The sequence below is a fragment of the Bacillus sp. Marseille-P3661 genome, from assembly GCF_900240995.1.
GTDB lineage: Bacteria > Bacillota > Bacilli > Bacillales > Bacillaceae_J > OESV01.
Window position 1 is genome coordinate 1,975,484 of record NZ_LT965953.1, and the last position, 25,728, is coordinate 2,001,211.

Below are 25,728 nucleotides of genomic sequence, written 5' to 3' on the forward strand. Positions count from 1 at the left end.
GTATAATGAGCCTAAGAAATATTTTGAACTAAGACTTAAGGCGTATATGCTCTAAATTCATTAAATTTAAAGGGTTCTAGTACCATTTTCTCTATTTTTGGTGAGATTTTAAAATTGGCTGAAAATAAAGTGTATATTAGGCTTATTAATTCCATAAAAAAAAAAAAGGATAAGCTGAACAAATCATTCAACGATCCTTTTCCTGCTATTTTCATTTCTTCCACCAATCATCAAAAACTGTTATCGGTGCTTGGCGTTTGTGTTCAGTTTTTAAATAGTGCGTTTCAATTTTTTCAGCACTTTCTTGAGCTATTTCTTTTCCTTCGAGGTAATCGTCAATTTCTTCATAAGTCACTCCTAACGCCACTTCATCCGGTAATTGCGGTTTGTTATCTTCTAAGTCTGCAGTAGGTGTTTTTAAGTACAAATGATCAGGGCAACCGAGTTCTTTTAATAGCTGTTTCCCTTGCCTCTTGTTCAAGCGGAAAATAGGGACAAGATCAGCTGCTCCGTCGCCAAACTTAGTGAAAAAACCTGTTACATTCTCCGCACTATGATCTGTTCCTAAAACTACTCCACTATGAGCTCCTGCAATACTATATTGCACCTTCATGCGCTCTCTCGCTTTTTCATTACCAACTAAAAAATCAGTTAACTCTACACCAGCAGCTTTCAACGAATTTACACTTGCATCGACGGCTGGCTTTATATTCACCGTATATGTCTTGCTGGGGTTAATAAATTTCAAGGCGTGCTGACAATCGTCTTCATCTCTTTGAATCCCATACGGTAAGCGAACTGCAATAAATGCATACTTTTCTTCTTTCAGCTCTTCATTTAACTCATCTACTGCCAATTGCGCAAGTTTCCCTGTAAGAGTAGAGTCTTGCCCCCCTGATATTCCTAGCACAAGACTCTTTAGGAATGGATATTTTATTAAATACTCTTTTAGAAACTCAATGCTCCTTCTTATCTCTTCAGCTGGATTGATAACCGGCTGCACTTTTGTTGCTTCGATGATCTCTTTTTGTAACTTTCTCATTGTCCAATCCCCTTCTATTTGTCTTTATTTAATTTGAGTAAATATTATGTTCAAGTGCATAATCTAATGCTAGCTGCGGTACAAGGTATCTCACACTAAGTCCATCCCTAATTCGCGAGCGAATCAACGTAGAACTGGTCTCGATGCTAAAGCCCTTACTTAAGCAATCGAAACGATGTTCATTTTTAACAAGGAATGAATCCCTCGCTATAATCTCTGCCATATCAAATCCTTCTCTTCCCATAACGATGAATTTATTGTTTTCAATTAACTCTCCGCCTTTATGCCAGCTCGTGATTTGCGCTAAGTTATCTGCTCCCATTACAAACTGTAATTCGTCCTTTGGGTATTCTTTTTTCAACTTTTGCATAGTTTCAAAGGTATAAGTTTCCCAACCTGATGCATCCATTTCAATTGTATTAACCTGAATTTTATCGTTATCTGCAATCGCTAATTTAACCATATTTAATCGATGTTCATTCGATGTTAATTGCCTTTCTTTATCTCTTCTTTTATCAGAGGAGGGTACCAAAATCATTCCGTCTAACTTCCTTCGATCAATCACCATTTCCATGGTTACCAGATGTCCAATCGTAATCGGGTCACAAGCGGAACCAAATACTCCGTATCTTCCCACTGCGTCTCCCTCCTATTTGTTGTCCTCTAATATTTGTTCAACCTTTTGTCTCGCTTCCTCAATATTAGCCATCTTGTTATTCCAACATTTAGGACTCAAGTCTACAGGATATTCCTCTGGATTTGCTGGTCGTTTGTATTCATCCCACAAAACATTTAAATTTGCTTTAGCATATTGCTGAATCTCACGAATGTCAGGAAGCTCATATACGAGGTTACCGTTTAGAAAAATATCTTGATGAAGCTCCTTTGCTTCAAAGTTAGTCACAAATTTACTAATATAGGTATGGATTGGATGAAATAATTTTAAGCGATTTTCTTCCTGCGGATTTTCTTCTTCTAATGTGATGTAATCTCCTTCAGATTTGTTGTTTGATCTGTTAATGATGCGATATACTTTTTTCAAACCTGGTGTAGTAACTTTTTCGGGATTGGAAGATATTTTAATCGTGTCAACCAGTTCACCGTTCTCATCTTCAATTGAAACTAATTTATAAACCGCTCCTAAAGCAGGTTGATCATAAGCTGTAATCAATTTAGTTCCAACGCCCCATACATCAATTTTTGCTCCTTGTTGTTTTAAATTAATAATGGTGTATTCATCTAGATCGTTTGAAGCAACAATTTTTGCATTTTGAAAACCCGCTTCATCAAGCATTTTACGTGCCTCTTTTGATAGATAAGCTAAATCACCACTATCTAAGCGAATACCAGTAAACTTTATGTTTTCGCCAAGCTCTTTTGCAACTTTGATCGCTGTTGGTACACCAGATCTTAACGTATCATAGGTATCAACAAGGAACGTACAGTCTTTATGCCTTTTTGCATATTCATGGAAGGCTATATATTCATCTTTATACGCTTGAACAAGTGAGTGAGCGTGCGTTCCAGCAACCGGAATTCCAAACATTTTCCCAGCTCTAACATTACTAGTTGCTTCAAATCCACCAATAAACGCGGCTCTTGTGCCCCAAATAGCAGCATCGAGTTCTTGCGCTCTTCGAGTTCCAAACTCCATCGCAGCTTCGTCCCCAATTACTTGTTTAATTCGAGCGGCCTTGGTCGCAACCAAGGTTTGATAATTGACGATATTAAGTAGAGCTGTTTCTATTATTTGTGCTTCCGCTAATGATGCCTCCACACGAATAAGCGGCTCATTTGCGAATACTAACTCTCCTTCTCGCATAGATCGAATCGTACCCGTAAACTTTATAGTTTCTAGATATTCTAGAAAATCATCTTTATAACCAATTTCCCGCAAATACTCAAGATCACTTTGTGTTACAGAAAAGTTCTGTAAATATTCGATAATTCTTTCTAGACCAGCGAAAATAGCGAAACCATTGTTAAATGGTAATTTTCTAAAATAGATGTCAAAAACCGCTTTTCGATTATGCATATCATCATTCCAATATGTTTCAACCATATTTATTTGGTATAAATCTGTATGCAAAAATAAGCTATCATCTTCATAGTTCTTCGTCATACTATCTGCCTCCAATGAAAATACAAATTCATTTTTCCTGATTAAAACTATTAATTAATTTACCATTTGATAATAAGGCTTAAAGCCATAAACTTGTTGAAAAGACAAGCATCTGGTTATTTGATTTCTGCTCCAAGTGCAGTTTGGAAATGACCTAATGCCCATTCATGTCCTGCAGAATTGAAACTAGCCACTGCGTCTTTGTATATCACTATTTTAAATCCTTTATTATAGGCGTCTACCGCTGTGTGCAATACACATATGTCAGTTGCAACACCAACTAAATGAACTTCTGTTATACCCCGTTCCCGTAACTTGACTTCTAGGTCCGTTCCTGCGAAAGCACTATAACGTGTCTTTGGCATATAATAAATATTTTCTTGCTCTTTATTATTTTGATAAAATTTATCAAGTTTACCAAAAAGATTTATGCCATCTGTTTCAGCAATATTATGTGGTGGAAAGAGTTTTGTTTCAGGATGATACGGATCTCCTTTATAATGTGTATCAATAGCAAAAATGACAAAATCACCACGTTTCGCAAATTCCTCAGTAATTACTACAACACGCTCTTCAATCGCTCTCCCTGGCTCACCACAATGTAAAACCCCATTTTCTGCTACAAAATCATTTGTATAATCAATATTAATTAGCGCTTTCATTTCCATACCCCCAAATTAAAAATAATTATCAACTTATCAATTGATTAAATTATAAAAAATTTAGTACTTTGCGTTATAAATAGAAATGATGGGCTCAAAATCATTAAATTGATAAAGTTGAGCACTACTTTTCGACCATTTCTTTGTTTTCTTTAATTTCCCATTGTCTGTCACTTTTTCAATAAATGGCAAGGTAGGCCCTTTTCTAAAAAACTGGGCGTCTCTTTTAAGCCATTCTTCATCTAAAACTGTTAACAGCACACCCTGAAGCTCTGAAAGGACAAATTCCTTTGGCAAAAAGTTCTTAGCCAATGTTGTTAAGGCCATATCTTTTTTAATAAACCACAGTGCTTCAGAAATAATCTGCTTATGGTCAAAAGCAATTGAAAGTTTTTCAATTTCTTTTAAATCAAACAACCCTACTTCTGCAGCATCATCTCCTGCTTGCATTTTATTTAGATGATGTTCTGGTACAATAGCGTAATGGGCGTTTGAAATAATCCAGCCCCTTGTATCTCTTCCTGGTTTATCGTAAATACCAAAATGCTTAATCTTGACGCCAGTTACACCAGTTTCCTCTTCAAGCTCCCGAACGGCCGCTTCATAAGCCGTTTCGTCAGGTTTAATAAACCCTCCCGGTAGCGCCCATTTCCCACCTTCGACATTTGGTTCTCCTTTGGAATCCTTTTCCGCTCGCATAATTAACATAAGTTTCAATGTTTTCCTCGGCGGTTTATGAGGACCTACCATCTCTGACAAAATAGTGAATATAGCGATATCAGAAGTATATCCATCCGGCGTAATATATTTGATGTAGTCATATTTTCCACTAGTTTTTAAGTTTTTTTCTCTAGTCAAAGTTGACACCTCTTTTATCACTAGCTAAGTTTGTTGCATCTATTATTCGTTTAACAATTTGTTAATCGTTAATTTAAATATATGTAATTGTGGAATAATTTGCAAGTGTTTTTTCCAATTTGTTAATTTCGTCTAATTTTCATTATTGTTTATTTTAACTTGTTGCATTGCTCATAAATTGATACTGCTTTTTGCTTTAAAATTTGGTGTTATCCGTATACTAATAAAAAGCTTGGAGGTGAATAGATGTTAAGTAACATAAATAAAGCTATAGTTGTCAGTGTCTCATCTGTTATCGTTGGATTCGCCTATAATATGTTTCTAATTCCCCATGAAGTTCTTAGTTCAGGGGTTACAGGTATTGCTTTCATCATTGGAATGCTAGTTGAGGGTGTTAACGCTGGGCTAATGATTGCATTATTGAATATACCTATTTTAGTTGCGGGTTATAAAACGTTAGGAAGAAAATTAATAATCTTTAGCGTTCTTTCAGTTGCGGTTACTTCTGTTTCCATGCAATTCATTCCAAAAATGCCTGTTGCTGATGATCCTCTTCTCTCAGCCATTTTTGGAGGTGCGATCGCCGGTATTGGCGCTGGGTTAATCTTCAAGAGTGGCGCTTCTTCAGGAGGATTTGATGTTATTGGTCTTATCATCTTACAAAAAAAAGAACTACCGTTAGGTACGATATTCTTCGTTCTCAATGCTTTAGTTGTATTTGTTGCAGGTTTTCTATTCGATTGGGACCGCGCCCTATATACCATGGCTTCCATATTTGTAAGCGGAAAAGTTATAGATGCTATTCATACATCACATATTAAGTTAACACTGACAATTATCACAAGCCGAGGCGAAAAAGTTAAAGAGGAGTTATTATCACATGTCCTAAGAGGAATTACCATCTGGAGCGGTGTAGGTGCATACTCTAAATCTGAGCGTGATGTCCTTTATACAGTCTGTACCCGGTATGAACTGAACGAAATAAAAGAAATCATTCAAACAATTGATCCCTATGCATTTATTAATATCACTCAAACAGTTGGGGTCGTAGGAACTTTCAGGAAAAAGTAATAAAAAAAAACATGCTACTTACGTTTAAGCATGTTTTGGGTTTCTCTTATCCAATTGACTCGATAATTGTCCTTCCTTTTCCCAGTGAAGGACTTTTTATCCGTGTTGTACAGAGTTGAATTATATATATCTTATGTAATTAAAACCGTGGACCTTTCATTGGCATGGTGACACAAGTGGTACTTATACAGCCAGCTCGTTCAAAGCTACCCTTCGACACACAGAAGATTCTACTTATGGCTGCTCCATTCCTGGCCTGACCAAGTTCGTAAATTTCTGTTGCGAGGACTCCAAATGTCAACACCGCTTATACAAGTCAAACCTTGCCTCGTTCATACCGCCAAAAGGGATTCAGCCTCGCTAGAGCGGATTGCGAGTTACAGGGCACCGCTACCTCCCCACCTACCACGGTATGTATGGTAGTAAATAAATTAATATATGTTATTTATAATAGTACTCCCACCTATGCCGTATCCCAAATTGCTTTATAACCCGCTCTCGCAGGTGGGTTTCCGCATATTGACATTCTGCCTTCCTAATCCCCTAGGCATGGCATCAGTCAATTCATTTAGGAATCCCGAATTCATAGTACGGTTTAAAACAAGAAGGGGCTACGAACATCGCAGGACGTAAATGCGAGCGAGAGGACTCGAACCTCCACGGGATTGCTCCCACTAGGCCCTCAACCTAGCGCGTCTGCCATTCCGCCACGATCGCAAGATAAGAAATTATTCTATTAGCGCCAGAGGACTTGTGGTCCTTCTGGCATTGATTGAATGGAAATGATGGGAGTCGAACCCATGTGCAAAGATATTGCCACTTATACGTCTACGAGTGTAGTCAACAAAATTGGTTTCGCCTTCTCCTTTAGCCTGTTAACTGGCATTGAAGGGGCTAGTCTGATTGTCCTCTTCCTTCATCCTCAGACGATGGATTCCGGCGTAGTCCACTGATAATGAGTCCCTTACCCTACCACATGGACGATGGAGGAAGGAACTGCGATCGACTGTTATTAGGCAGCGAAAGCGAAGTTGTTTTGTTGTTTGCCAGTTATTATTGGCGTTGATGTTTTTAACGAGATCATCCACTCGACTCGCAATACAAGCTCAAACTATCCCTGTCGATACCTAGACATTCCCGAATTATAATATGGCAGAGAAGAAGGGATTCGAACCCTCGCGCCGCGTTAGCGACCTACTCCCTTAGCAGGGGAGCCTCTTACAGCCACTTGAGTACTTCTCTACATTAAATGTAGCATGAGTCATTAAAAGCTAAAACCCTGCGATAACATCTCTTCCGTATCGCGTATATACAATATAACACGGTATTAAATTGATGTGTACCTGTAAATATTTGTTGATTTGGGACTTTTATCCTATAAAATTTCAACTCTATATTTTTAATAGAATTTCATATTTACATTTCTGCTTTTCAGTAATAAATATTATTAATACCTCAATTGCATTTGGATTTATCAATTGATAAACTTCCATATAGTAATAAATAGAATTAAAAGGAGCTTACATCACTATGATAAATAAGATTGGTAAAATAACAGTATATGTAAACGATCAAGAACAAGCAAAAAATTTTTGGCTAAACAAAGTTGGCTTTGTCCTAAAAGCAGATAACCCTATGGGACCGAACATGTCTTGGGTTGAAGTTGGACCAAGTGAAGATGAATTTACCACTTTAGTTTTATATTCTAAATCATTAATGGAAAAACAAAATCCAGCGGCAGTTGCACATCCTTCCATTCTTTTCAGTACAACTGATATTGAATCTGCTTATGAAAAAATGAAACAAAATGGAGTAACAGTAGATGAAATGCAAAGAATGCCATTTGGTTCCATGTTCACATTTAAAGATCAAGATGGAAACAATTATTTACTACGAGAAGATAAATGAACCCCTTTGATTTAAAATTAAAGGGGTTCTTCCCATTTATCTCTAAATATAGTTACACACAAAATAGAGGAATTTTTTTAATCAAGTGCTCTACAAGTTTTGCCGAAAAGAGCAATAACAAACCTAGTCTTCATTTTCTAAACATCACTTCTCTTTAGCTTTATCAATAAATATTGCATGCGGGCATCGTTTGGACAAAATATCCATAAACCTCTCTCGATCAAGAGGTGAAATGAGTACTGAATTAAACTGTCCGTAGACAATTTCCAGTCTTTTTAATGACAAGGCTGGACTTGATAAAGGGTTCATAGTTTTCCTGACAGATTTAATGGATTTTAATGGTACAGTCTTCTTAAAAGGTCCATACTTAATAACTAAGTTATCCTCATCGATAATATAATAAGTAGTAAACCATAACCATAAAATAAAAATCGGCAATAATATAGTAAATAACGCAGTTACTATATTCTCTACAGTATTCCCCGTGTTATCAATAAACGTTTTCCCACCACTGCCTATTGCAAAAAGCATTGTTCCCCAAATAATAAAAGTTAACCACCAGTCTCTTTTGGATTGATACTTCAAAAAAAAACCTCCATTCATTACCTTTGCCAAGTGGATTTTTGACATATTGCCTTCATCCTTACTTTCCTCTTGATATGCTTATAATTTAGTTTTTAACTAAGATATATAATTTTTAATAATTGTCATAAATTAGCTATTTTAGTTAAGTATACAAATACAAATAAACTGTTGGGAGAGTTTTCTATATGATTCGAAGCATAACCGAGCAGGAATGGGTAGCAGATTATGCAAAAAGTAAGAAAAATCCCCTTCCTGTAATATTAGGTACAAGGGGTACATGGACTATTAACAACAAACCGATGATTATATTAATTGGCTTTACTAAAGAAGATGTCTTGGTATTGGGTGACATGTATGGAGCATCACACCATCCAGTTAGGGAAATGAAAGAACCAACAGTTACTTACTATGCTATCAATATTATCGACAAGAAAAAAGTAACAGAGATTATTGAGAACTGGAAAGAACAATGATAAAACTATAATATACTAGCAGAACTACATAACTAACAATTCATACTTCACTCTCTTCATTTCTTTTCACATTTCGCTGTTTTGTAAATCATTGACAGAATTAGATCGCCCTCTTTTGAATGTTCTCCGGTTTATCATGTACTGCTTTTCTACTATTACTTAGTATGTACCTAGTTTTATTAAATTCTGTAGGCATGAAATTATCTACTCGAGAACAAATATGTTCTCTTGTTTATCCCAGATCAAAGGAGTACACAAAAAATGAAAACTGATAGTAATGATATGCCACCATTTCAAGACAAATACCCTTTACTAAATAAACTTATAGCCTATGACGAGGTATTTTGGCTCAATCCTCATCTCGAAAAATATGATAGCGCAATTAAAAGTACATCCCTAACACAATATGATGTACAGTGTGCCGAAGAAAGGCTGATACGTTTTGCACCGTATATCGCTAAAGTTTTTCCAGAGACAAAAATAATGAATGGATTGATCGAATCACCTTTAGTCAAAATTCCTTCTATGAAACAATCCATTGAAACGCATTATCAACATACAATATGCGGAGAATTATTATTGAAGTGTGATAGTCATCTTCCAATTTCAGGTTCGATTAAAGCAAGAGGTGGAATATATGAAGTTCTCAAACATGCAGAACAATTAGTACTACAACATCAAATGTTAACAACCAAGGATGACTATTCAATTTTAGATAGTAATAGGTTTAGAGAATTCTTCTCACAATTTTCAATAGCAGTAGGTTCGACAGGAAATTTAGGGCTTAGCATTGGAATTATGAGTGCAAAATTAGGCTTTAATGTGACTGTACACATGTCTGCGGATGCAAAACAATGGAAAAAGGACCTTTTACGTACTAAAAACGTTAAAGTTATTGAATATGAAGCCGATTATAGTAGAGCTGTTATGGAAGGGCGAATTCAGGCGGAACGTGACCCTTCCTGTTATTTTATTGATGATGAAAACTCGCACAATCTATTTCTAGGATATGCCGTGGCAGCATCTCGATTGAAAAGTCAATTAGAACAGCTAGACATAATAGTAGATAAGGATCATCCGCTATTTGTTTACCTTCCATGCGGTGTGGGCGGTGGCCCTGCTGGCGTTACATTTGGGTTGAAATTATTATTTCAAGACCATGTTCACTGTTTCTTTGCAGAGCCCACCCACTCTCCATGTATGTTACTCGGTTTAATGACCGGACTTCATGACAAAATTTCTGTGTATGATGTAGGTATTGATAATATAACAGCTGCGGATGGCCTAGCTGTAGGAAGACCTTCTGCATTCGTTGGTAAAACGATAGAACCTTTTTTAAGTGGTATTTATACTGTCAGCGACGAGCAGTTGTTTTGGTTACTAAAGGAACTTGTTGATACAGAGGGATTACACTTAGAACCTTCTGCACTAGCTGGCATAATTGGCCCATGTAAATTATGTAAAGAAGGCGTTGATTATTTACAATCACATAATCTAACGAACAAAATTAGTAATGGTACACATATTATTTGGGGAACCGGCGGAAATATGGTACCAGAAAACATGAAAAGACAATATTATCAAAAGGGCATAAAAGTAAATTTGAATATTAAAACAAACTAAATTACAAATTCATTGTCAGCAAAAATGAGCGATTACTTAAGATCCCCTATACCCCTCTTAAATTAAATACAAATGATAAAAAGCCTGAAGGCAAAGAAACACCCTCAGGCTTTAGTTATGATCGTTTGATTACTAAATTTATCCCACTAATTTTCTAGATTTCTTATTTTCATCAACTGCTCGAGTACGTTCCTTAAGCATAAATCCTCCTATTAATCCACAACACGAGAATACTATTGGAATAATAAAACCATAGTGATATCCAACAACAATTGAGCCTGAGTAATGGTCTAAGACACTTCCGAAGAAACTTGGCAGTAGGACAGCACTTAAAAAACCTCCGGTATTGGCAAAGCCGGAAGCTACACCGACTTCTTTAATATCAAAATACTGGCGGATGGCTACGAAAGTTAACGGTGCAGACCCACTACCAAAACCTAGAATCAAAAATAAAAAGTATAGTAGAAACAACGTTGGTTTTCCATTTAAAAGAAGAAAAGTGATCCAACTAAGGAAAACTGCGATATGAACGACTAACAAAGGTCTTTTCACCGAACCCATTCTGTTTGTTATATAGGGAAGTATAGCGGATCCAATAAGCCCACCTATAAGTCCAATCATGATTAGTTGGCTTGATTGTGAACGTGTAAGGTCATACATTTCCATACCATACGGAACAGCCCATGAACCAATGAATCCAATATAAGTTCCAACGATACCATAATGACTTAAGAAGGTGGCCCAAGCCTGTCGTTCTTTAATTAATCTAACCAGCTGTTTTGAGATCTTCTCTTGTTTCTGCTCCTTTTTTATTAATACAGGTGGATCAGTCACAATGCGTCTTGGAAAATGAATAAGAATAAAATAAAGCAAAACTCCTAGTACAAAAATTGTTAATCCTGTTATAAAAAATGATTGTCTCCACCCAGTTAAAGCGATCCAGGCCGAAAATGGATAAGTAGCCAATAAGAATCCAAGATTACCACTAATCCCAGCAAAACCAAGCAAATTACTAAACTCTTGGGCTCTAAACCATTGGCTTAGAATTAGAACTAAGCATACCCAAATTGTAGCATCACCAACTCCAACCAATATCCTCGAAAATAATAAAACCCCAGCATTAGGAGCTGTACTATATAGTAATGTACCCACACCCGAAAACATGGCCCCACTAATGAAGAAAAGATTGGGTCCATACCGATCCGAGAAAAGCCCAACGGGTATTTGTAAGCCCGAATAAGCTAAAAATTGGATACTTGCAATCAACCCCATGGTGGATGCAGTAACAGTAAATTTTTCCATCAACTGATCTGTAATTAACCCTGGAGCAGTTCTTTGACTGACAATTATACAATACGTAAATAATACAATAAATAAAACAAGCCATCTATATCGACTATCTTGCTTTTCCATGATGTGACGCCTCCCACTATTTCACACATGGATATATTATACTCCCATAAAAACTTAAATGGTTAATTTTTTTATTTTGGTATCGCTTACATGAAATTTTTTTTGAATTTTCTTAACTATCTTATTTCAAAATAGTAAATAGCCCAAAGAAAAGCTGCCATTCTTGACAGCTTTAATACAATTAGGTACCTACTTTTTTTTACTTCTACTCTACAACTTCCTTAACCATTAAGCGAAACCCTAATTTTCTATAAGCTCAACGCTCTCAGTCTTTTGTACATCTTTCAAGATTACTTCAGCAATTGCCTTTGCAAGTAAGGGCGGTACAGCATTTCCAACTTGTTTCATTTGTGCAGTTTTTGAACCACTAAAAATGAAATGATCAGGAAAAGATTGAATCCGTGCCGCCTCACGAACAGTAATCGCCCGATGTAGAAATGGATGGGTAAATTTCCCCGAGGATGGGGTATCAAATCGAGTTGTGATCGTGACGGAGGGCTCATTTCTAACCATACGTGTCCACGTACCGCTGTATATTGATTTTGTTAAATGTTCATTTGGTAAGACTTCTCTTCCCTTTTCAGGCGGAATAAGCTGCATTCGTTCCATCGCAAGAGCCGAATGCTTAGTTGCTACATGATTATAAAGCTTTTCTCCTTGTTCCCGCATCCTAATTTGATACATCGATTGTGGCTCATATATATAATCCTGAACGAATTCACCTTCTCCAGAGTCTAAAAATGCTAAATCACTAATCGCATCCCATACTGAAACAGGTTCAGCTAATCCCATAGGAAGCGTTAGCGGACTTCCCCCTAATTTTCCTAAAATAAAAGCTCTTCTCCTAATTTGTGGTACACCAAAATTAGAAGCATTAAGGATGGCAGAATCCATTTTATATCCGATTTCTTCGAAGAGTGAATAAATTTCTGTCTTGAATGAACCTTTATTAGCAGTCAAAATATTGGGGACATTTTCAATCAAGAAATATTGTGGCTTTAAGAACTTTACAACATCAAAATAATACCTGAACAAGAAATTTCTTTCATCCCCAAGAATGTTTCTTGAACCTTTTTGTGAAAAGCCTTGGCAAGGTGGTCCACCGACAATTAACTGGACTCGACCCTTTTGTTCCCCAAACACACTTGCTATATCTAGTTTCGTAATATCTTCATTAATTACTTTTGCACCTTTATGATTATTTTCATAGGCCGTTGCAATTTCTGAATCAATTTCATTCGCAACAACAACGTTAAACCCTAACGTCTCAAACCCATAGGACAAGCCACCTACACCTGAAAATAAATCAATCATATTTAACATTGCTAATCACCTAGATGTATTTATTTTATAGACTAATAGAATCGACATTAAATAGATTAACGTCCAGCTCTGTGTTTTCAATTCTCCGTTTAGATATTTCATAGTAGCCCGAATTTAATTCAATACCGATAAACCTTCGTCCTAGACGCTTACTGACTACGCCTGCTGTTCCACTGCCCATGAACGGGTCCATAACCGTCTCACCTGGATTGGTTAATTTTTCAACAAAATGCTCAAAAAGCGCTTCTGGCTTTTGGGTTGGATGTTTGCCAAATTCTTTTTCATTTTTGGGGGTTACAGAAGTTTCGATAAAATCATGAACTGCTTGTCCATTATTATTAAAGGTACCTGTTTTAGATTCGTTTACGAAATACAACCACGCTTCTGTCGAATTAATAAAATGCAAGTTCATGTTTCGCGGCATTGGATTCGTCTTATGCCATATGCCTGTTGTCTTGTAATAAAATTTATGCTGAGCTGAAAGGCTAATAATCGTTTCAAGTTTCATTAACGACATGAACATTATTAATGAACCCTTCTTTTTTAAGACACGATTCGCTTGCTCAAAAAATTGGTTCATTCCCTCCACCCATTCCTCATATTCCAAATCATCCCAGCCAGCTGCACCAAAAAAGTTATCTCTCATTTGTTTTAAATTTGTTTGGCGATCACGCATAAAGTTTCCAAGATTATAGGGTGGGTCCGTTATAATTAAGTCAACCGAATCATCTTCTATAAGCTTAAGTTCAGTAATACAGTCATTGTTTTTTATTTGTATAAAATCATTTTCATCTTGCATCTAACATCACCTGCCTATTATATTACATCTGCTGATTTAAATAAAAAAAGCTGAATTATACTCATCAGCTCCAAATCGACCGTTCTTATTTTTAAAAAATAGTTTGTTATTTAGCAAATATAAATCCTTTTACCATTTTATCATTAAATATAGATTTAGGGTATAACAGAATACCTTCCAAAACGTTTCCAAACTGTATAGAGGACCAAAATAAATAGGATTAGAACTTTTTTGTATTCGATGTTTCAGCTCATTTATTTAATAATTTTTAATCCAGGTAACAATTCATCAAATTGTGTTAGCTGATTTTCTGTAAAATCAACAGTAGCTTTTCCAAAGCGAATTGGTGAGATAAAACCTATTTTACTTAAAAATTCTTCATATTTAATTCTAATTTGACCTTTTCTAGGCTTTGCTTTTAGATTATCTCTTTTTCTTGCATTTAGAGAATTGTTTATTTTCGCCTCAATCCCTCTGCTACCCAGTATACCTCCTAGCAGTTCTATAAGGCTATCATTTTCGATATCCATTGCGATAAATTTATATGTTTTATCGTAAGAACTTCTTCCATCAAACACACCAACAAGAAACGCTCTTTTGATAGAAGATGATCCATTTTGTAATCCAAATGAGATATCGTCTATTAAATCATCCAATGAATACTCAACTTCTTCTTGTTTAAAAAGCGTCACAAACCCATCTTTACCGGCATTGTACTTCTTAAATTTTACTCCACGTTCTTTGTAGTAGCTAATAAAATGTGTAAACTCGGCTTTATTGATCTCAACTGCTAAGCTCTTTACAATATTATAATGTTCTTCCAGCTCCACTGGATTAAACTGTTTGGGATTATGACGAACTGGTGCAATCCAGTATTTTTCGTCATTTAATATGACCTGCTCATCAGCCATCAATAAACCTAAAAAATAAGCAACATTTTTTGTAAGGAATCTTACACCGAAATTCAACCCTATATTTAGCGCATCATCTTGCATGTCTACTCCTCCTGTTTTATTATAATTTCTCCTACTATTCCCATTTAAATTTAAAATTAGCCATAACCTTTGTTACATTAACTTAAATTTTATAATGTTCAGGTACTATTACAGTAATATCCAATTAATTATTAAATAAAGGCGCGGAAGAACTAACAAGATTACATATTTTTAGTATAAAAGACATAAAATGTATATTTTCCTCGAATTATTAAGTAAACAAGTATATAAAGACATATTGAAAGGGTGCTGAAAGTGATTGCCTACCTAAATATTTTTTTTGCAACATGCTTTCTTACACTATTAGTCGCCCCTTTACTGATTATGTATTTAAAAAAATTTCAAATAGAACAATACATTCGGGAAGATGGGCCGACTACACATTTAAATAAACAAGGTGTTCCGACAATTGGGGGGTTAATATTTTTAATTCCGATCTTAATACTTACCCTTTATATTGTTGATATTAACAAGAACATTATGTTCGTTCTTTATTTAACGTTTGGATTTGCCTTAATTGGTTTTCTTGACGATGTCATAAAAATAAAGTTCCAAAGAAGCTTAGGATTAAATGTAAGAGAAAAGTTAACTTTACAAACACTTGTCTCCATCATTATTTATAAACTATCCCACGAAACATTAAACACTTCAATTCAAATCCCAACCACTTCTTACTCTGTAAATTTCGAATCCTTTTATTTTATCTTCTTTGTTTTTTTTACAATTACAACAGTAAATGCAACTAATGTAACTGACGGACTTGATGGATTATTGGCAGGTATAGTACTAACGGCATTAATTCCATTTGCAGTTATTTCTTACACATTAAATCACATGCAAGTTTTTTTATTCATTGTAATTAGCATAGGAGCTATTCTAGGATTTTTACTTTTTAATTTAAACCCTGCAAAGGTATTTATGGGTGATACTGGATCACATTCATTAGGTGGCTTGTTAGTAGGATTAGCTTTCATAACTAAAACTGAACTCTTATTTGTTCTAATTAGTGGAGTGCTATTTATCGAGGTACTTTCTGTAGTAATACAGCTCACTTCTTTGAAAATTAGAAAAAAACGTGTATTTAAAATGGCACCACTACATCATACTTTTGAGTTAATGGGGTGGCATGAAACAAGAGTAGTGAAATTGTTCTGGCTTATTAACCTTACCCTTTCATGTTTAAGTATTATTTTATTTATTTAAAGAAATTCATTGATAACGATGCAACCTTTATTGAAAAGGAATCATTTTACTATCACTTAAATAGGGCTACAATTGTAGTACAACTATAATTCTGAAAGAGGGAATAAAATGAAAACCGCTGAAGCGACAGTTAACGCAATACTTCTAGCAGATAATCCCGAGACATTTGTAACACGTCGTATAACTGAAGTAAACCTTGAATTTGGCGGCATTCCTGGCGACCGCCATTTTGGAGTAACCTTTCCTGCAGATTCTAGGCAACCTATGTATCCAAGAGGGACAGAAATTCTTAATCGGAGACAAATCACAATGCTAGCTGAAGAAGATTGTGCGAAAATCGCTGCACAACTCAGCATTGAGAGGGTATTACCTGAATGGCTTGGTGCAAATATTTTGCTAAATGGATTCCCAGAGCTTACGAGGTTAACGCTAGGTTCAAGAATTCTATTTCCAAATAGCACAGGATTAATTGTTATGGGTGAAAATCAGCCATGTACATTCCCTGGTGAAGTCATTCAACAACACTTTGTTAATCAACCTGATTTAGCTACACAGTTTGTTCGGGCAGCATATAAACGAAGAGGTATTGTTTGTGCTGTTGAACGTCCAGGTAAAATTTACACAGGAGATACCGTTCAAATTTACTTAAATGACTATTCCAACCCTATGCAGTAGCTTTATTACAAAATCGGGGATGTATGAGCCATGCAATTATTTAGTTTAAGGAAGGAGAGTTGATAATTGGTGTTAAAAAGTGGTTACAGCAATCTAATTATACGGTAGTATTCACCGGCGCCGGAATGTCCACCGAAAGTGGACTTCCCGATTTCCGCTCTTCTAAGGGAATGTGGAAGCAAAAAGATCCAAGTCGAATTGCCAGTATCGATGCCTTAAATAATAATGTCCAAGAATTTATTGAATTTTATCGAGAACGTGTAATTCGTATCAATGAATATAAGCCCCATAAAGGACATTATATACTCGCAGATTGGGAAAATAGAAGGCTAATTCATGGCTTTCACCAGCAGCAGGTTCAACTCGTTTAGCAGAACTACATGGTACTTTGCAAAAGCTACACTGCCAGGCTTGCGGCAGCCAATATAGCAGTGAAAAGTACTTAAATAAGGAGCATGATTGCAATTGTGGTGGGGTGCTACGTCCATCCATTATCTTGTTTGGCGAGTCATTACCCGAGGATGCCTTTCGTATTGCACTACAAGAAACAGAAAAGGCTGAATTATTTATCGTATTAGGCTCATCTTTAACAGTCTCACCTGCAAATCAATTCCCAATTATCGCAAAAGAACATGGTTCAAAACTAGTAATAGTAAATCGAGATCATAACCTTTTTGATTCATATGCGGATCTCGTGATAAATGATACAAATATAGGGACACTACTAGTTGAACTTGATGAAGAGTTTTGAAAACAAATGTAAAAACCGGGACATTAGGTCTCGGTTTTTAGTCATTGTCAGTTTTGGAGTTCAATTGTGTTAATGTACTAGGGTCATTATTTTGATTATTTAAATTTTTTAGACAGCTATGTTATTATAGTATAAATTGCTACATATAGGGAGGTATTTTGGTGCACTCTAAAACACATAATGAGTTTGCAAACAACGTTTATAAAGAAAGAATCCGTGGTAGTCTGTTTATCGCTACAAGCGATGGAGAAAGAGCCCATTTCCATTTTGGCTGCTGGAGTACCCAATGTTCCCACGAGCCTCCTCGGATGCTAACTTGCTTTCCTAAAGACTTTGAAGGCTACGATATTGTACGGAAAGGAGGCGTGTGGACCGTTTCAATGGTGCCAGAAGATCATAAAGATTTCCATGATGCATTCTTCCTTGAAGGCAAGCAAGATATCAAATCTCTGGGAGAAGACCAATTTATATACCGAGAAACAGGCTGCCCTATCCTAGCTGATGCAGTAGGATATTTCGAATGCAAGTTAGTTAGCTTAATAGATAACGGTGACTTCGGTATTGCCATTGGCGATATCATAACAGCAGAAATGCTAAACAGTGATAAGAAAAACGTTACAGTTAACGAGGTTCTAGCAAGAGGATTTCTCGATAATAGACCAGCTATTAAAATACCTACAAAAGGATTCAACTTAAAAATATAAGTTATTCTTTGTAAAAACCTCCAGAATACAAAACTAAGCGGATGATAAATTAGATTTCTTGATTTATCATCCGTTTAGTTTTATTCATATATCCAGGATACAAGTTCTACATAAATTGTTGAATATAAACAATTATTGTTTACAAATAATCTGCTATTTCTCCTATTATTCATGAATTCCAGTAGAAACTTGGCACAACAAGAATACTAAAGACATGAAAAATGCCCATACACTAGGACATTCGTTTGAATAAAATATAAACGATTTAACATATAGAGGAGGTGTTAGTATGTCTGATCATAAAAAGAAAAAAGTACTCCATGTTGACAATTTAGTGATTCATGCTAAAAATGTTGAAATTATCCATGAAAGGAAGAAAGATGATTATCCGCGAAGAGACCCATGGGGGTTCTTTTGGGGAAAGCGGCCAAAAAGAGATGTTTTACGGGATGACATAGAAATGGATGATCGTTTTGGTAAAAATGATGACTAATTTATAGTGAAGAACTGGAATTTACCTGTAAAAAAAGGAAAGGGCCCGATGATTTATTGACCCTTTCCCCTGTTCTTTAAGTAATTGTATTTTATAGTTTAATACAAATATTTGATAACTCTGAATAGAACTCAAAGCTGTGCATTCCGCCTTCACGACCGATACCACTTTGTTTCATACCGCCAAACGGTGTACGAAGATCGCGTAAGAACCAAGTGTTAACCCAGATAATACCTGCTTCAACTTCTTGAGCAACACGATGTGCACGGCGTAAGTCATTTGTCCAAATTGATGCACTTAAACCATATTCTGTGTCATTAACTTGATCAAGAACTTCTTCTTCACTGTCAAATGGAATAACCGTTACAACTGGACCAAAGATTTCTTCTTTAACAACGCGACAAGTACGATCAAGTCCAGTAATAATAGTAGGCTCTATATAGTAACCTTTATCTAAACCTTCAGGACGCTTGCCACCTGTAAGGATTGTTCCGCCTTCTTCTTTAGCTAATTCAATATACTTAAGAACTGTTTCATAGTGTCCTTTACCAATTAAAGCACCAACCTTTGTTTTTGGATCGAAAGGATCACCCACTACCATTTCTTTTGTTTTAGCAACAAACTTCTCAAGGAACTCATCATATGCAGCGCGCTCTACATAGATTCTTGAACCACATAGGCAAACTTCACCTTGGTTGATAAAGCTTGATTTTAATGTAGTTTCAATAACTTCATCTAAATCAGAGTCCGCGAAAATGATATTTGGATTTTTCCCACCAAGCTCATATGAAAGCTTTTTCAATGTTTTAGACGCTGAAGCCATAATTGTTTGGCCAGTTACTGTTTCACCTGTGAATGTAATCGCATCCACATCTTTATGCTCAGTTAAAGCAGTCCCTACTACGCTACCAGAACCGTTAACAACGTTTACTACGCCATCTGGCACGCCAGCTTCTTTACAAATTTCCCCAATAAGAGTTGCTGTAGTTGGAGTTAAACTAGCTGGTTTGATAACAACCGTATTTCCAGCTGCAAGAGCAGGTGCAAGTTTCCAAGTCATTAGTAATAATGGTAGATTCCAAGGACTGATAATCCCAACTACGCCAACAGGACGACGAACAGAATAGTTAATAGCAGTATCGTCTGTTTGGTATGCTTCTGTTCCCATTGAACGAAGGTAATCTGCAAAGAAGTGGAAGTTAAACGCACCTCTTGGAATGTCTATACTGCTAGATAACCAAATTGGTTTACCAGTATCTAATGATTCAAGACGAGCAAGCTCATCTTTTCTTTCTAAAATAATATCGCCAATTTTACGAATTACTGCAATTCTTTGATCCAACGTAAACTTTTTCCAAGGGCCTTTTAACGCTCTTTTAGCAGCAGCTACAGCAGCGTCTACTTCCTCTTTTCCACCTTGCGCAATATAGCTAATAACTTCTTCTGTTGCTGGATTAATATTGTCTGCAACCTTACCTGAAAGTGAAGGAACATACTCTCCATTAATAAAGTGTAAACTATCAACTGACTTTTCTACTTTTACTTCTTGTGTACTCATAATAACAGCCTCCTCCTATTTTTTTATCAATCCTTAATATCTCTTTATAAAAAACGGATTGATTGATTAATTACATTTAGTTTTTAGCGGTGTCTAGGATGTATGTAAAACTATTAAACTAAGAACTTTCAAATCATATTGTTAGATTCGAAAATTCAAACTATTCATAATATACAACATTTCTAAAACTGTTGCAATTAAATATTTTAAATTTTGTATAATTTTTTGAAAATTTTGTGACAATTTGGGACATTTCGATATAATTGATCCATTAATACTATAAAAATCAAAACCTCGCAGTATTACTGCAAGGTTTTGGCAATTAAATGATATGAATACGATATGTATTACTACTATCGTGTTCATTCTCATTTTTTACAAGTGAATAGTGTTTGAACTTTCATGTAGCCATACATAATTGTTGCTTTCTTTCCTTTATCCGAGTGGCGGCTCATTTTTGGCCTAAGACATTCCAGAAATTCCTGATCACATTGACATTGAGATTTTCTAGTTCTTAGACATTTATCATGTATTTTACAACAACCATCAACATCATTGATTGGGGCACCCGGTCCACTGCAGCCTGGTCCACACCATCTATAACCTGGAAATATACATAGTCCACGCCTTCTTTTTAGTACGTCCATTTTAAAACACCTCCCTTCTTCCTACTAATTTATATGTATGAAGACTAATATAAGTTTGTATATTTTGTTAACCTAGTCCACATGTAAAAAGGCTTCTATATACTTTACAGGATCCACTATCTCCTTCTTATTCTATAAATTAAATTTCAACTTTCTAAATAATAACTATTCTACCTTCCGCAATGATCAAAAATTCCGGAAAATAATACAACTTATCGCAATATATTTAATTACTTTACTAGTGAAAACGTCCAAGCAAAACAGCACCATGAAAATAAAATGTATTATAATATGCAATTAATGGAGGACAAAAATGGAAAACAATCAACTTTTCTTTGCAAGATTAAGCGGTTCGGAAGAAGTGCCACCAGTTCGTACAAGCGCTGAAGGTCTGGTTAAATTTAAAGTTAGCAAGGATGAACGAAGAATGGCCTATCAATTAACTGTGAATGATCTCGAGAACTTTACACAAGCGCATATTCACATAGGCAGAAGAGGTTTCAATGGTCCCGTTGTAGCCTTCCTATTCGGTCCTGCTAATCCAGATATAAGTGTAAGAAAAGGTACAGTAGATGGAGTTATTACTAAGGATGACCTTGTTGGTCCATTACAAGGAAAACCTCTAAGTGTGTTGTTAGACCTAATGAAAGATGGAAAAACGTATGTAAATGTGCACACAGCACAAAATCCTGACGGAGAAATACGCGGCCAAATACAACGGTATTCTAATTAGAACCTTTAAAGTGGAGAAAATTTATAGATAATAAAAGTAAGGACCCATTTACGGTCCTTACTTCTGTTCTTCTGATCTAAATAATAGTGTCATCAATTAAAAATTCTGATTACTTACCTATAAATTATTCTATGATACTTTTAACCTAGTTCCTTATTACTATAAAAAAACCCAGAGGATTACAATTATTTTCTGTAATTTCAACAAAATTTTAAATTCACTAAATAACTTTCTACATATTTCGACATCCTTTTTCTTAACGATATATTATAGTTATTTTAATTATATATTTTACTATTTTGGGATAAGGAAGGAAATGTTATCCAAATGAAAACAGAACCTTGGTATATTATCAATTCCAAGTATAATTGTGAGCATTACTATGGAATTGATCCTTTGTCTTCGCCAGAGCATGTAACAGTTCTTAATAAACAAGATTTAAAACATAGACAAGACATGTATTCTGATCTCATTAATCTAACAGAATATTTCGTGAAGAAGTTATTCTTCTTCTTGAATGATATTCCCGCCATAGTATTAATTTCAGATGACGAGTGTAATATTTTAAATGTTATTGGCAGTAACGATATAAAGGAACAGATCGGCATCAAAGAAGGTTTTAGTTTTGATGAAAAATATGCTGGTACGAACTCAATTTTTCTTTGCTTACATCATAACCAACCAATACAAGTAAAAGGGACAGACCATTTCCATCACGTATTGTATAACTTCTCATGTTCAAGCTGCAAGTTCATTTTAGGTAATGGTTTAACTGGAACAATAACATTAATGACATCTTTAGAAGAAGCCGCATCTTTTCATTTAGGACTAGTATCTTCTGCTGTTGACTCAATTGAGAGAGAAATAGAATTAAGAAAGAAAAATAAGCAATTAGATTTATTTAATCAGATTCTAATTAATTCCACCAAAAATGGGATTATTATTACGGATCAAGAAGGCTATATCACTGATTTTAATAAAGTGGCAGAAGATTATACTAGCTTAAAGTGCGATGAGGTTATAGGGAAAAAAATTAATAACTTTGAGGGCTTCTCAAAGTACTTTGAAGAAGTACTTACTCAAGGCAAGAAATTCGAGAATATTGAAGTTCATTTTTTTGAAGACAGCAAAATTAATAAGGTTTGCCTTTTTGATGCCTTACCTATTTATGATGAGGATCAAATGATAGGAGCTTTTGGCCAATTTAGAGATATTACAGATCGCTTTGAATTAGAACAGCAAATTATTGCGAACGAAAAACTATCGGTTATAGGGAAATTGAGTGCAGGATTAGCACATGAAATTCGTAATCCTTTAACCCCAATTAGCGGATTTTTACAACTATTAGAGACAAACTTAGCTGATCAAAAAACGAAGGAATATTTTAATATCATACGAACAGAATTAGAGAGAATTAATGAGTTAATCAATAATTTTGTTATGGTATCTAAACCAGAAGCACCTAGTCGTAAACAGATTTATGTTCAAGACTTAATTGTTGAGACTATCCTATTTATGGAAAGTCAAGCAAACTTACATAATATTTCGATCTCATTTTTTGATGATATTAGTGAAAAACTTCCTATTTTTATTGATAAAAATCAAATAAAGCAAGTACTTATTAACTTAATACAAAATTCTATTGAGGAAATGAGCAACGGTGGTGTCATTAAGATCCTACTAAATAAAAGTCAATCTACTAATATGATCGAAATTTCAGTTGTTGATCAAGGAAAAGGAATCGATTCGGAAACGTTGAAAAACCTGTTCACTCCATTTTTTACAACAAAAAATACTGGAACAGGCCTTGGTTTATCTGTTTGTCAAAGAATCATCCAAAATCATAATGGCTTAATAAATGTCGAAACTCAAAAAGACGTAGGAACAACTTTTAAAATAAAGCTACCGATTATTGCACAAAACAAGTAAAGGGATGAGAAAACTTGCCAACAGTCCTAGAGATTTTAATTAAACATCTAAAGAATTGGAATGTCTCGCATATTTTTGGAGTTCCTGGTCGTCCTGTAGTTCCTTTAATAACGGAAATAAACAAGCAAAACTTAACGTTCGTGTTAACCAGACACGAAACAGGTGCAGGTTATGCGGCAAGTGGCTTTGCATTGCAGCGAAATACACTAGGAGTAGCATTTGCTACTTCTGGACCCGGCGGAATCAACTTATTAACCTCGGCTGGACAAGCCATGGCACATAACCTACCTGTACTTTTCCTAACCGGTCAAGTTTCGGCTGCAAATATCGGAAAGTCTTATAGTCAAGATTCATCACAGTTTGGGTCGAATCTTGTTAAGATGTTTGAACCAGTAACCAAGTATAGCGGAAGAGTTGAAAGAGGCGATTCCTTTCAATCCCATCTCCAGCATGCAGTTGAAAAAGCTTTTTCAGGAGTAAAGGGGCCGGTACATTTATCAATTCCTTTAGATGTCTTAGTTGAGGAAATTCCTTCTTTTGAGATTTCCTTTCCATCTATTCCTGCCACCAAGGCGTCAAATATTGATGATGTATTCCAATTAATCACTGCCGCTAAAAATCCGGTATTTATACTTGGAAAAGGAATACGTTCAGCGAATAGCTACGAGGAAATTTATGAACTTGCAACTAGATGGAATGTACCTGTGATTACAACTGGTGGTGGTAAAGGGACTTTTCCTACTAACCACCCACTTTCATTAGGGAGCTATGGATTGGGAGGTTCGGAGCAAGCTGACCTATTTTTACAATCCGGAGTCGATGTAATGATAGTTATTGGTTCTTCATTGACTGATATGTCTTTATCAGGATTTAATTCATCCTTTTATCCAGAAAATGTTATTCATTTTGATTATGATCCGACTTTTGTAGGTAAGTCAATCCCTAGACCAACAACATATGTGCCAGGGGATATTAAAGAAAATTTAATAGCTCTTTTAGAGATGACCATGAAATCTAATAGACCTGTTAATCTAGGTCGACCTATTCCTATCCTACAGGCAGCTGCTGCAATTGACTATGAAGAAGACAAACAGTCTACTCCCTATATTTCATCAGTCACAGCCATTAAGGTCATTAGGAAAAATTTGCCTGATCATACTAAGGTATTTGCTGATGTTGGCAGCCATGCATATTATGCTGTAAAGCATTTTGATGTTTATCAACCTAATACATTTTTCTTTGATGATCGTTTTATTGCAATGGGGAATGGAATCGGATATGCAATTGGCGCTAGTATTGCTAGTGAAGACATCAATACTCCAATTGCTTGTATAACAGGTGATGGCTGTATGCAAATGCACGGAACTGAAATAGCTACTGCCGTAGATCATCGCGCCTCTGTTCTTTTCTTTGTATTTAATAACAGTGGTCTTGACATGGTTGAAACAGGTATGAAACATTGGCAACAGTGTCCTGGCCATGCCATTTATCAAAATACGGTTGATTTTGTATCCTTCGCAAAATCATTCTCTTGTAATGGATATCGCTGTATGAATGAAAGTGATATACAACTTGCAATTGAAAGGGGATTAACTAATAAAGGACCAACCATCATTGAAATAATGGTCGACCCCGAAGAAGTACCCCCAACTTTAAAAAGAGATGCATAATACTGCACGATTCTCGTAAATTCATGATTTTCAGTGATAGGAGGGATATGAATGTCTAAACGTACAAATATAGGTTTAAATAATCTTCGCCATTATTCTGGCGAATTAGGGGTGGAGGCTGTTGAAAAATTAAGAACCAATACCCCATTATTAGCAGATCTTATAACTGAATTTGCATTTGGTGATATTTATTCTATACCTGCATTATCGGAAAGGGAGAAAATTTGTATCACTATCTCCTCTTTAGTTTCACATGGAGAAACAGAAGCACTGCAATTGCATTTACATTCTGCCAAACATATTGGATTATCTAACGAAGAAATTCAAAGCATTATATTACATTGCATTCCCTATACGGGATTTCCAAAAGTAATTAAAGCCATTCAGCTTTTTGAAAAAATAATTCTAAATAATAAAGAAGTTGAAGAGTGATGCATATAAGATTTCGTCACTCTTCCCCTTTCCACTTCATTTATGTTGTGTTACTTCTC

24 protein-coding genes, 2 tRNA genes, 3 other RNA genes and 1 pseudogene are annotated in these 25,728 nt (G+C 35.5%); 13 read left to right on the forward strand and 17 right to left on the reverse strand.

What is annotated here, in order from left to right:
- Positions 1-211: 211 nt before the first annotated feature.
- The 5 genes from nadE to C1724_RS09130 form a co-directional block, all read right to left on the reverse strand.
- Complete coding sequence (gene nadE / locus C1724_RS09110) at positions 212-1,042, reverse strand: ammonia-dependent NAD(+) synthetase (protein WP_102346363.1); 831 nt, start codon at positions 1,040-1,042, stop codon at positions 212-214.
- Between the two features lie 28 nt (positions 1,043-1,070).
- Positions 1,071-1,679 carry a nicotinate-nucleotide adenylyltransferase gene (gene nadD / locus C1724_RS09115; protein ID WP_102346364.1) on the reverse strand — a complete coding sequence of 203 codons (609 nt, stop codon included), beginning with the start codon at positions 1,677-1,679 and terminating at the stop codon, positions 1,071-1,073.
- A 12-nt stretch (positions 1,680-1,691) separates the two neighbouring features.
- Positions 1,692-3,164, reverse strand: coding sequence for a nicotinate phosphoribosyltransferase (locus C1724_RS09120; protein ID WP_102346365.1), 1,473 nt, complete (start codon positions 3,162-3,164; stop codon positions 1,692-1,694).
- Positions 3,165-3,280: 116 nt separating this feature from the next.
- Entirely contained in the window at positions 3,281-3,832 is a 552-nt protein-coding gene (locus C1724_RS09125; RefSeq protein ID WP_102346366.1) for a cysteine hydrolase family protein, read from the reverse strand.
- A 54-nt stretch (positions 3,833-3,886) separates the two neighbouring features.
- Positions 3,887-4,684 (reverse strand): NUDIX hydrolase, encoded by a 798-nt coding sequence (locus tag C1724_RS09130; protein WP_258000325.1) that lies wholly within the window; start codon positions 4,682-4,684, stop codon positions 3,887-3,889.
- 246 nt (positions 4,685-4,930) lie between these two features.
- On the opposite strand from C1724_RS09130, the gene C1724_RS09135 reads away from it, so the two are divergent.
- Positions 4,931-5,755 carry a YitT family protein gene (locus C1724_RS09135; RefSeq protein WP_258000326.1) on the forward strand — a complete coding sequence of 275 codons (825 nt, stop codon included), beginning with the start codon at positions 4,931-4,933 and terminating at the stop codon, positions 5,753-5,755.
- Between the two features lie 145 nt (positions 5,756-5,900).
- Here C1724_RS09135 and ffs read toward each other — a convergent pair.
- From ffs to C1724_RS09160, 5 genes are all read right to left on the reverse strand, one after another.
- Positions 5,901-6,166: signal recognition particle sRNA large type (gene ffs, locus C1724_RS09140), an RNA gene on the reverse strand.
- Positions 6,167-6,208: 42 nt separating this feature from the next.
- Positions 6,209-6,387: non-coding RNA, 6S RNA (ssrS, locus tag C1724_RS09145), on the reverse strand.
- 2 nt (positions 6,388-6,389) lie between these two features.
- A tRNA-Leu gene (locus tag C1724_RS09150) sits at positions 6,390-6,472 on the reverse strand.
- 57 nt (positions 6,473-6,529) lie between these two features.
- Positions 6,530-6,894: a transfer-messenger RNA gene (gene ssrA / locus C1724_RS09155) on the reverse strand.
- Between the two features lie 11 nt (positions 6,895-6,905).
- A tRNA-Ser gene (locus tag C1724_RS09160) sits at positions 6,906-6,997 on the reverse strand.
- A gap of 288 nt (positions 6,998-7,285) precedes the next feature.
- On the opposite strand from C1724_RS09160, the gene C1724_RS09165 reads away from it, so the two are divergent.
- Positions 7,286-7,663: a VOC family protein gene (locus C1724_RS09165; RefSeq protein WP_102346367.1), complete on the forward strand. Its 378-nt coding sequence runs from the start codon at positions 7,286-7,288 to the stop codon at positions 7,661-7,663.
- A gap of 144 nt (positions 7,664-7,807) precedes the next feature.
- Here the strand turns inward: C1724_RS09165 and C1724_RS09170 are convergent, their stop codons facing one another.
- Complete coding sequence (locus C1724_RS09170) at positions 7,808-8,248, reverse strand: PH domain-containing protein (RefSeq protein WP_180994200.1); 441 nt, start codon at positions 8,246-8,248, stop codon at positions 7,808-7,810.
- 185 nt (positions 8,249-8,433) lie between these two features.
- Between C1724_RS09170 and C1724_RS09175 the strand changes: the two genes are divergently transcribed.
- Together C1724_RS09175 and C1724_RS09180 are read left to right on the forward strand one after the other, a co-directional pair.
- A complete protein-coding gene (locus tag C1724_RS09175) occupies positions 8,434-8,721 on the forward strand; it encodes a hypothetical protein (protein WP_102346369.1) in 288 nt (95 codons plus the stop codon).
- A gap of 261 nt (positions 8,722-8,982) precedes the next feature.
- Positions 8,983-10,344: a D-serine ammonia-lyase gene (locus tag C1724_RS09180; protein ID WP_102346370.1), complete on the forward strand. Its 1,362-nt coding sequence runs from the start codon at positions 8,983-8,985 to the stop codon at positions 10,342-10,344.
- Between the two features lie 138 nt (positions 10,345-10,482).
- On the opposite strand, the gene C1724_RS09185 is transcribed toward C1724_RS09180, so the two are convergent.
- From C1724_RS09185 to C1724_RS09200, 4 genes are all read right to left on the reverse strand, one after another.
- Entirely contained in the window at positions 10,483-11,757 is a 1,275-nt protein-coding gene (locus tag C1724_RS09185; RefSeq protein ID WP_102346371.1) for an MFS transporter, read from the reverse strand.
- Between the two features lie 240 nt (positions 11,758-11,997).
- Positions 11,998-13,080, reverse strand: coding sequence for a DNA cytosine methyltransferase (locus C1724_RS09190; protein ID WP_102346372.1), 1,083 nt, complete (start codon positions 13,078-13,080; stop codon positions 11,998-12,000).
- 25 nt (positions 13,081-13,105) lie between these two features.
- Positions 13,106-13,879, reverse strand: coding sequence for a DNA-methyltransferase (locus tag C1724_RS09195; RefSeq protein ID WP_102346373.1), 774 nt, complete (start codon positions 13,877-13,879; stop codon positions 13,106-13,108).
- A 254-nt stretch (positions 13,880-14,133) separates the two neighbouring features.
- Positions 14,134-14,874, reverse strand: a complete 741-nt coding sequence (locus C1724_RS09200; protein WP_102346374.1) for a hypothetical protein — start codon at positions 14,872-14,874, stop codon at positions 14,134-14,136.
- A 255-nt stretch (positions 14,875-15,129) separates the two neighbouring features.
- Here C1724_RS09200 and mraY point away from each other — a divergent pair, with 255 nt between their 5' ends.
- The 5 genes and pseudogenes from mraY (at position 15,130) to C1724_RS09225 (ending at position 18,700) form a co-directional block, all read left to right on the forward strand.
- Complete coding sequence (gene mraY, locus C1724_RS09205; protein WP_180994201.1) at positions 15,130-16,077, forward strand: phospho-N-acetylmuramoyl-pentapeptide-transferase; 948 nt, start codon at positions 15,130-15,132, stop codon at positions 16,075-16,077.
- A 108-nt stretch (positions 16,078-16,185) separates the two neighbouring features.
- On the forward strand, positions 16,186-16,752 hold the full coding sequence (locus C1724_RS09210) for an MOSC domain-containing protein (RefSeq protein ID WP_102346376.1): 567 nt from the start codon (positions 16,186-16,188) through the stop codon (positions 16,750-16,752).
- Positions 16,753-16,877: 125 nt separating this feature from the next.
- Positions 16,878-17,503, forward strand: a pseudogene (locus C1724_RS09215) (Sir2 family NAD-dependent protein deacetylase).
- A gap of 161 nt (positions 17,504-17,664) precedes the next feature.
- Positions 17,665-18,207 (forward strand): flavin reductase family protein, encoded by a 543-nt coding sequence (locus C1724_RS09220; protein ID WP_180994202.1) that lies wholly within the window; start codon positions 17,665-17,667, stop codon positions 18,205-18,207.
- Positions 18,208-18,496: 289 nt separating this feature from the next.
- Entirely contained in the window at positions 18,497-18,700 is a 204-nt protein-coding gene (locus C1724_RS09225) for a hypothetical protein (protein ID WP_102346378.1), read from the forward strand.
- A gap of 91 nt (positions 18,701-18,791) precedes the next feature.
- Here C1724_RS09225 and C1724_RS09230 read toward each other — a convergent pair whose 3' ends face one another.
- Both C1724_RS09230 and C1724_RS09235 read right to left on the reverse strand, forming a co-directional pair.
- Positions 18,792-20,258, reverse strand: a complete 1,467-nt coding sequence (locus C1724_RS09230) for an aldehyde dehydrogenase (RefSeq protein ID WP_102346379.1) — start codon at positions 20,256-20,258, stop codon at positions 18,792-18,794.
- 368 nt (positions 20,259-20,626) lie between these two features.
- Positions 20,627-20,905, reverse strand: a complete 279-nt coding sequence (locus tag C1724_RS09235) for a phospholipase (protein ID WP_102346380.1) — start codon at positions 20,903-20,905, stop codon at positions 20,627-20,629.
- Positions 20,906-21,218: 313 nt separating this feature from the next.
- On the opposite strand from C1724_RS09235, the gene C1724_RS09240 reads away from it, so the two are divergent.
- The 4 genes from C1724_RS09240 to C1724_RS09255 all read left to right on the forward strand — a co-directional run bounded on the left by C1724_RS09240 (position 21,219) and on the right by C1724_RS09255 (position 25,669).
- Positions 21,219-21,638 carry a CHRD domain-containing protein gene (locus tag C1724_RS09240; protein WP_102346381.1) on the forward strand — a complete coding sequence of 140 codons (420 nt, stop codon included), beginning with the start codon at positions 21,219-21,221 and terminating at the stop codon, positions 21,636-21,638.
- Positions 21,639-21,965: 327 nt separating this feature from the next.
- Entirely contained in the window at positions 21,966-23,567 is a 1,602-nt protein-coding gene (locus C1724_RS09245; protein ID WP_102346382.1) for an ATP-binding protein, read from the forward strand.
- Positions 23,568-23,581: 14 nt separating this feature from the next.
- Complete coding sequence (locus tag C1724_RS09250) at positions 23,582-25,237, forward strand: thiamine pyrophosphate-binding protein (RefSeq protein WP_102346383.1); 1,656 nt, start codon at positions 23,582-23,584, stop codon at positions 25,235-25,237.
- A 51-nt stretch (positions 25,238-25,288) separates the two neighbouring features.
- Entirely contained in the window at positions 25,289-25,669 is a 381-nt protein-coding gene (locus C1724_RS09255; protein WP_102346384.1) for a carboxymuconolactone decarboxylase family protein, read from the forward strand.
- The last annotated feature ends 59 nt before the right edge of the window (positions 25,670-25,728 follow it).

Coding starts and splice junctions, on each gene's coding strand:
- nadE (WP_102346363.1), bottom strand. CDS start 1,042: ATGAGAAAGTTACAAAAAGAGATCATCGAAGCAACAAAAGTGCAGCCG.
- C1724_RS09120 (WP_102346365.1), bottom strand. CDS start 3,164: ATGACGAAGAACTATGAAGATGATAGCTTATTTTTGCATACAGATTTA.
- C1724_RS09125 (WP_102346366.1), bottom strand. CDS start 3,832: ATGGAAATGAAAGCGCTAATTAATATTGATTATACAAATGATTTTGTA.
- C1724_RS09135 (WP_258000326.1), top strand. CDS start 4,931: ATGTTAAGTAACATAAATAAAGCTATAGTTGTCAGTGTCTCATCTGTT.
- C1724_RS09165 (WP_102346367.1), top strand. CDS start 7,286: ATGATAAATAAGATTGGTAAAATAACAGTATATGTAAACGATCAAGAA.
- C1724_RS09175 (WP_102346369.1), top strand. CDS start 8,434: ATGATTCGAAGCATAACCGAGCAGGAATGGGTAGCAGATTATGCAAAA.
- C1724_RS09180 (WP_102346370.1), top strand. CDS start 8,983: ATGAAAACTGATAGTAATGATATGCCACCATTTCAAGACAAATACCCT.
- C1724_RS09185 (WP_102346371.1), bottom strand. CDS start 11,757: ATGGAAAAGCAAGATAGTCGATATAGATGGCTTGTTTTATTTATTGTA.
- C1724_RS09190 (WP_102346372.1), bottom strand. CDS start 13,080: ATGTTAAATATGATTGATTTATTTTCAGGTGTAGGTGGCTTGTCCTAT.
- C1724_RS09195 (WP_102346373.1), bottom strand. CDS start 13,879: ATGCAAGATGAAAATGATTTTATACAAATAAAAAACAATGACTGTATT.
- C1724_RS09200 (WP_102346374.1), bottom strand. CDS start 14,874: ATGCAAGATGATGCGCTAAATATAGGGTTGAATTTCGGTGTAAGATTC.
- C1724_RS09210 (WP_102346376.1), top strand. CDS start 16,186: ATGAAAACCGCTGAAGCGACAGTTAACGCAATACTTCTAGCAGATAAT.
- C1724_RS09225 (WP_102346378.1), top strand. CDS start 18,497: ATGTCTGATCATAAAAAGAAAAAAGTACTCCATGTTGACAATTTAGTG.
- C1724_RS09230 (WP_102346379.1), bottom strand. CDS start 20,258: ATGAGTACACAAGAAGTAAAAGTAGAAAAGTCAGTTGATAGTTTACAC.
- C1724_RS09235 (WP_102346380.1), bottom strand. CDS start 20,905: ATGGACGTACTAAAAAGAAGGCGTGGACTATGTATATTTCCAGGTTAT.
- C1724_RS09240 (WP_102346381.1), top strand. CDS start 21,219: ATGGAAAACAATCAACTTTTCTTTGCAAGATTAAGCGGTTCGGAAGAA.
- C1724_RS09245 (WP_102346382.1), top strand. CDS start 21,966: ATGAAAACAGAACCTTGGTATATTATCAATTCCAAGTATAATTGTGAG.
- C1724_RS09255 (WP_102346384.1), top strand. CDS start 25,289: ATGTCTAAACGTACAAATATAGGTTTAAATAATCTTCGCCATTATTCT.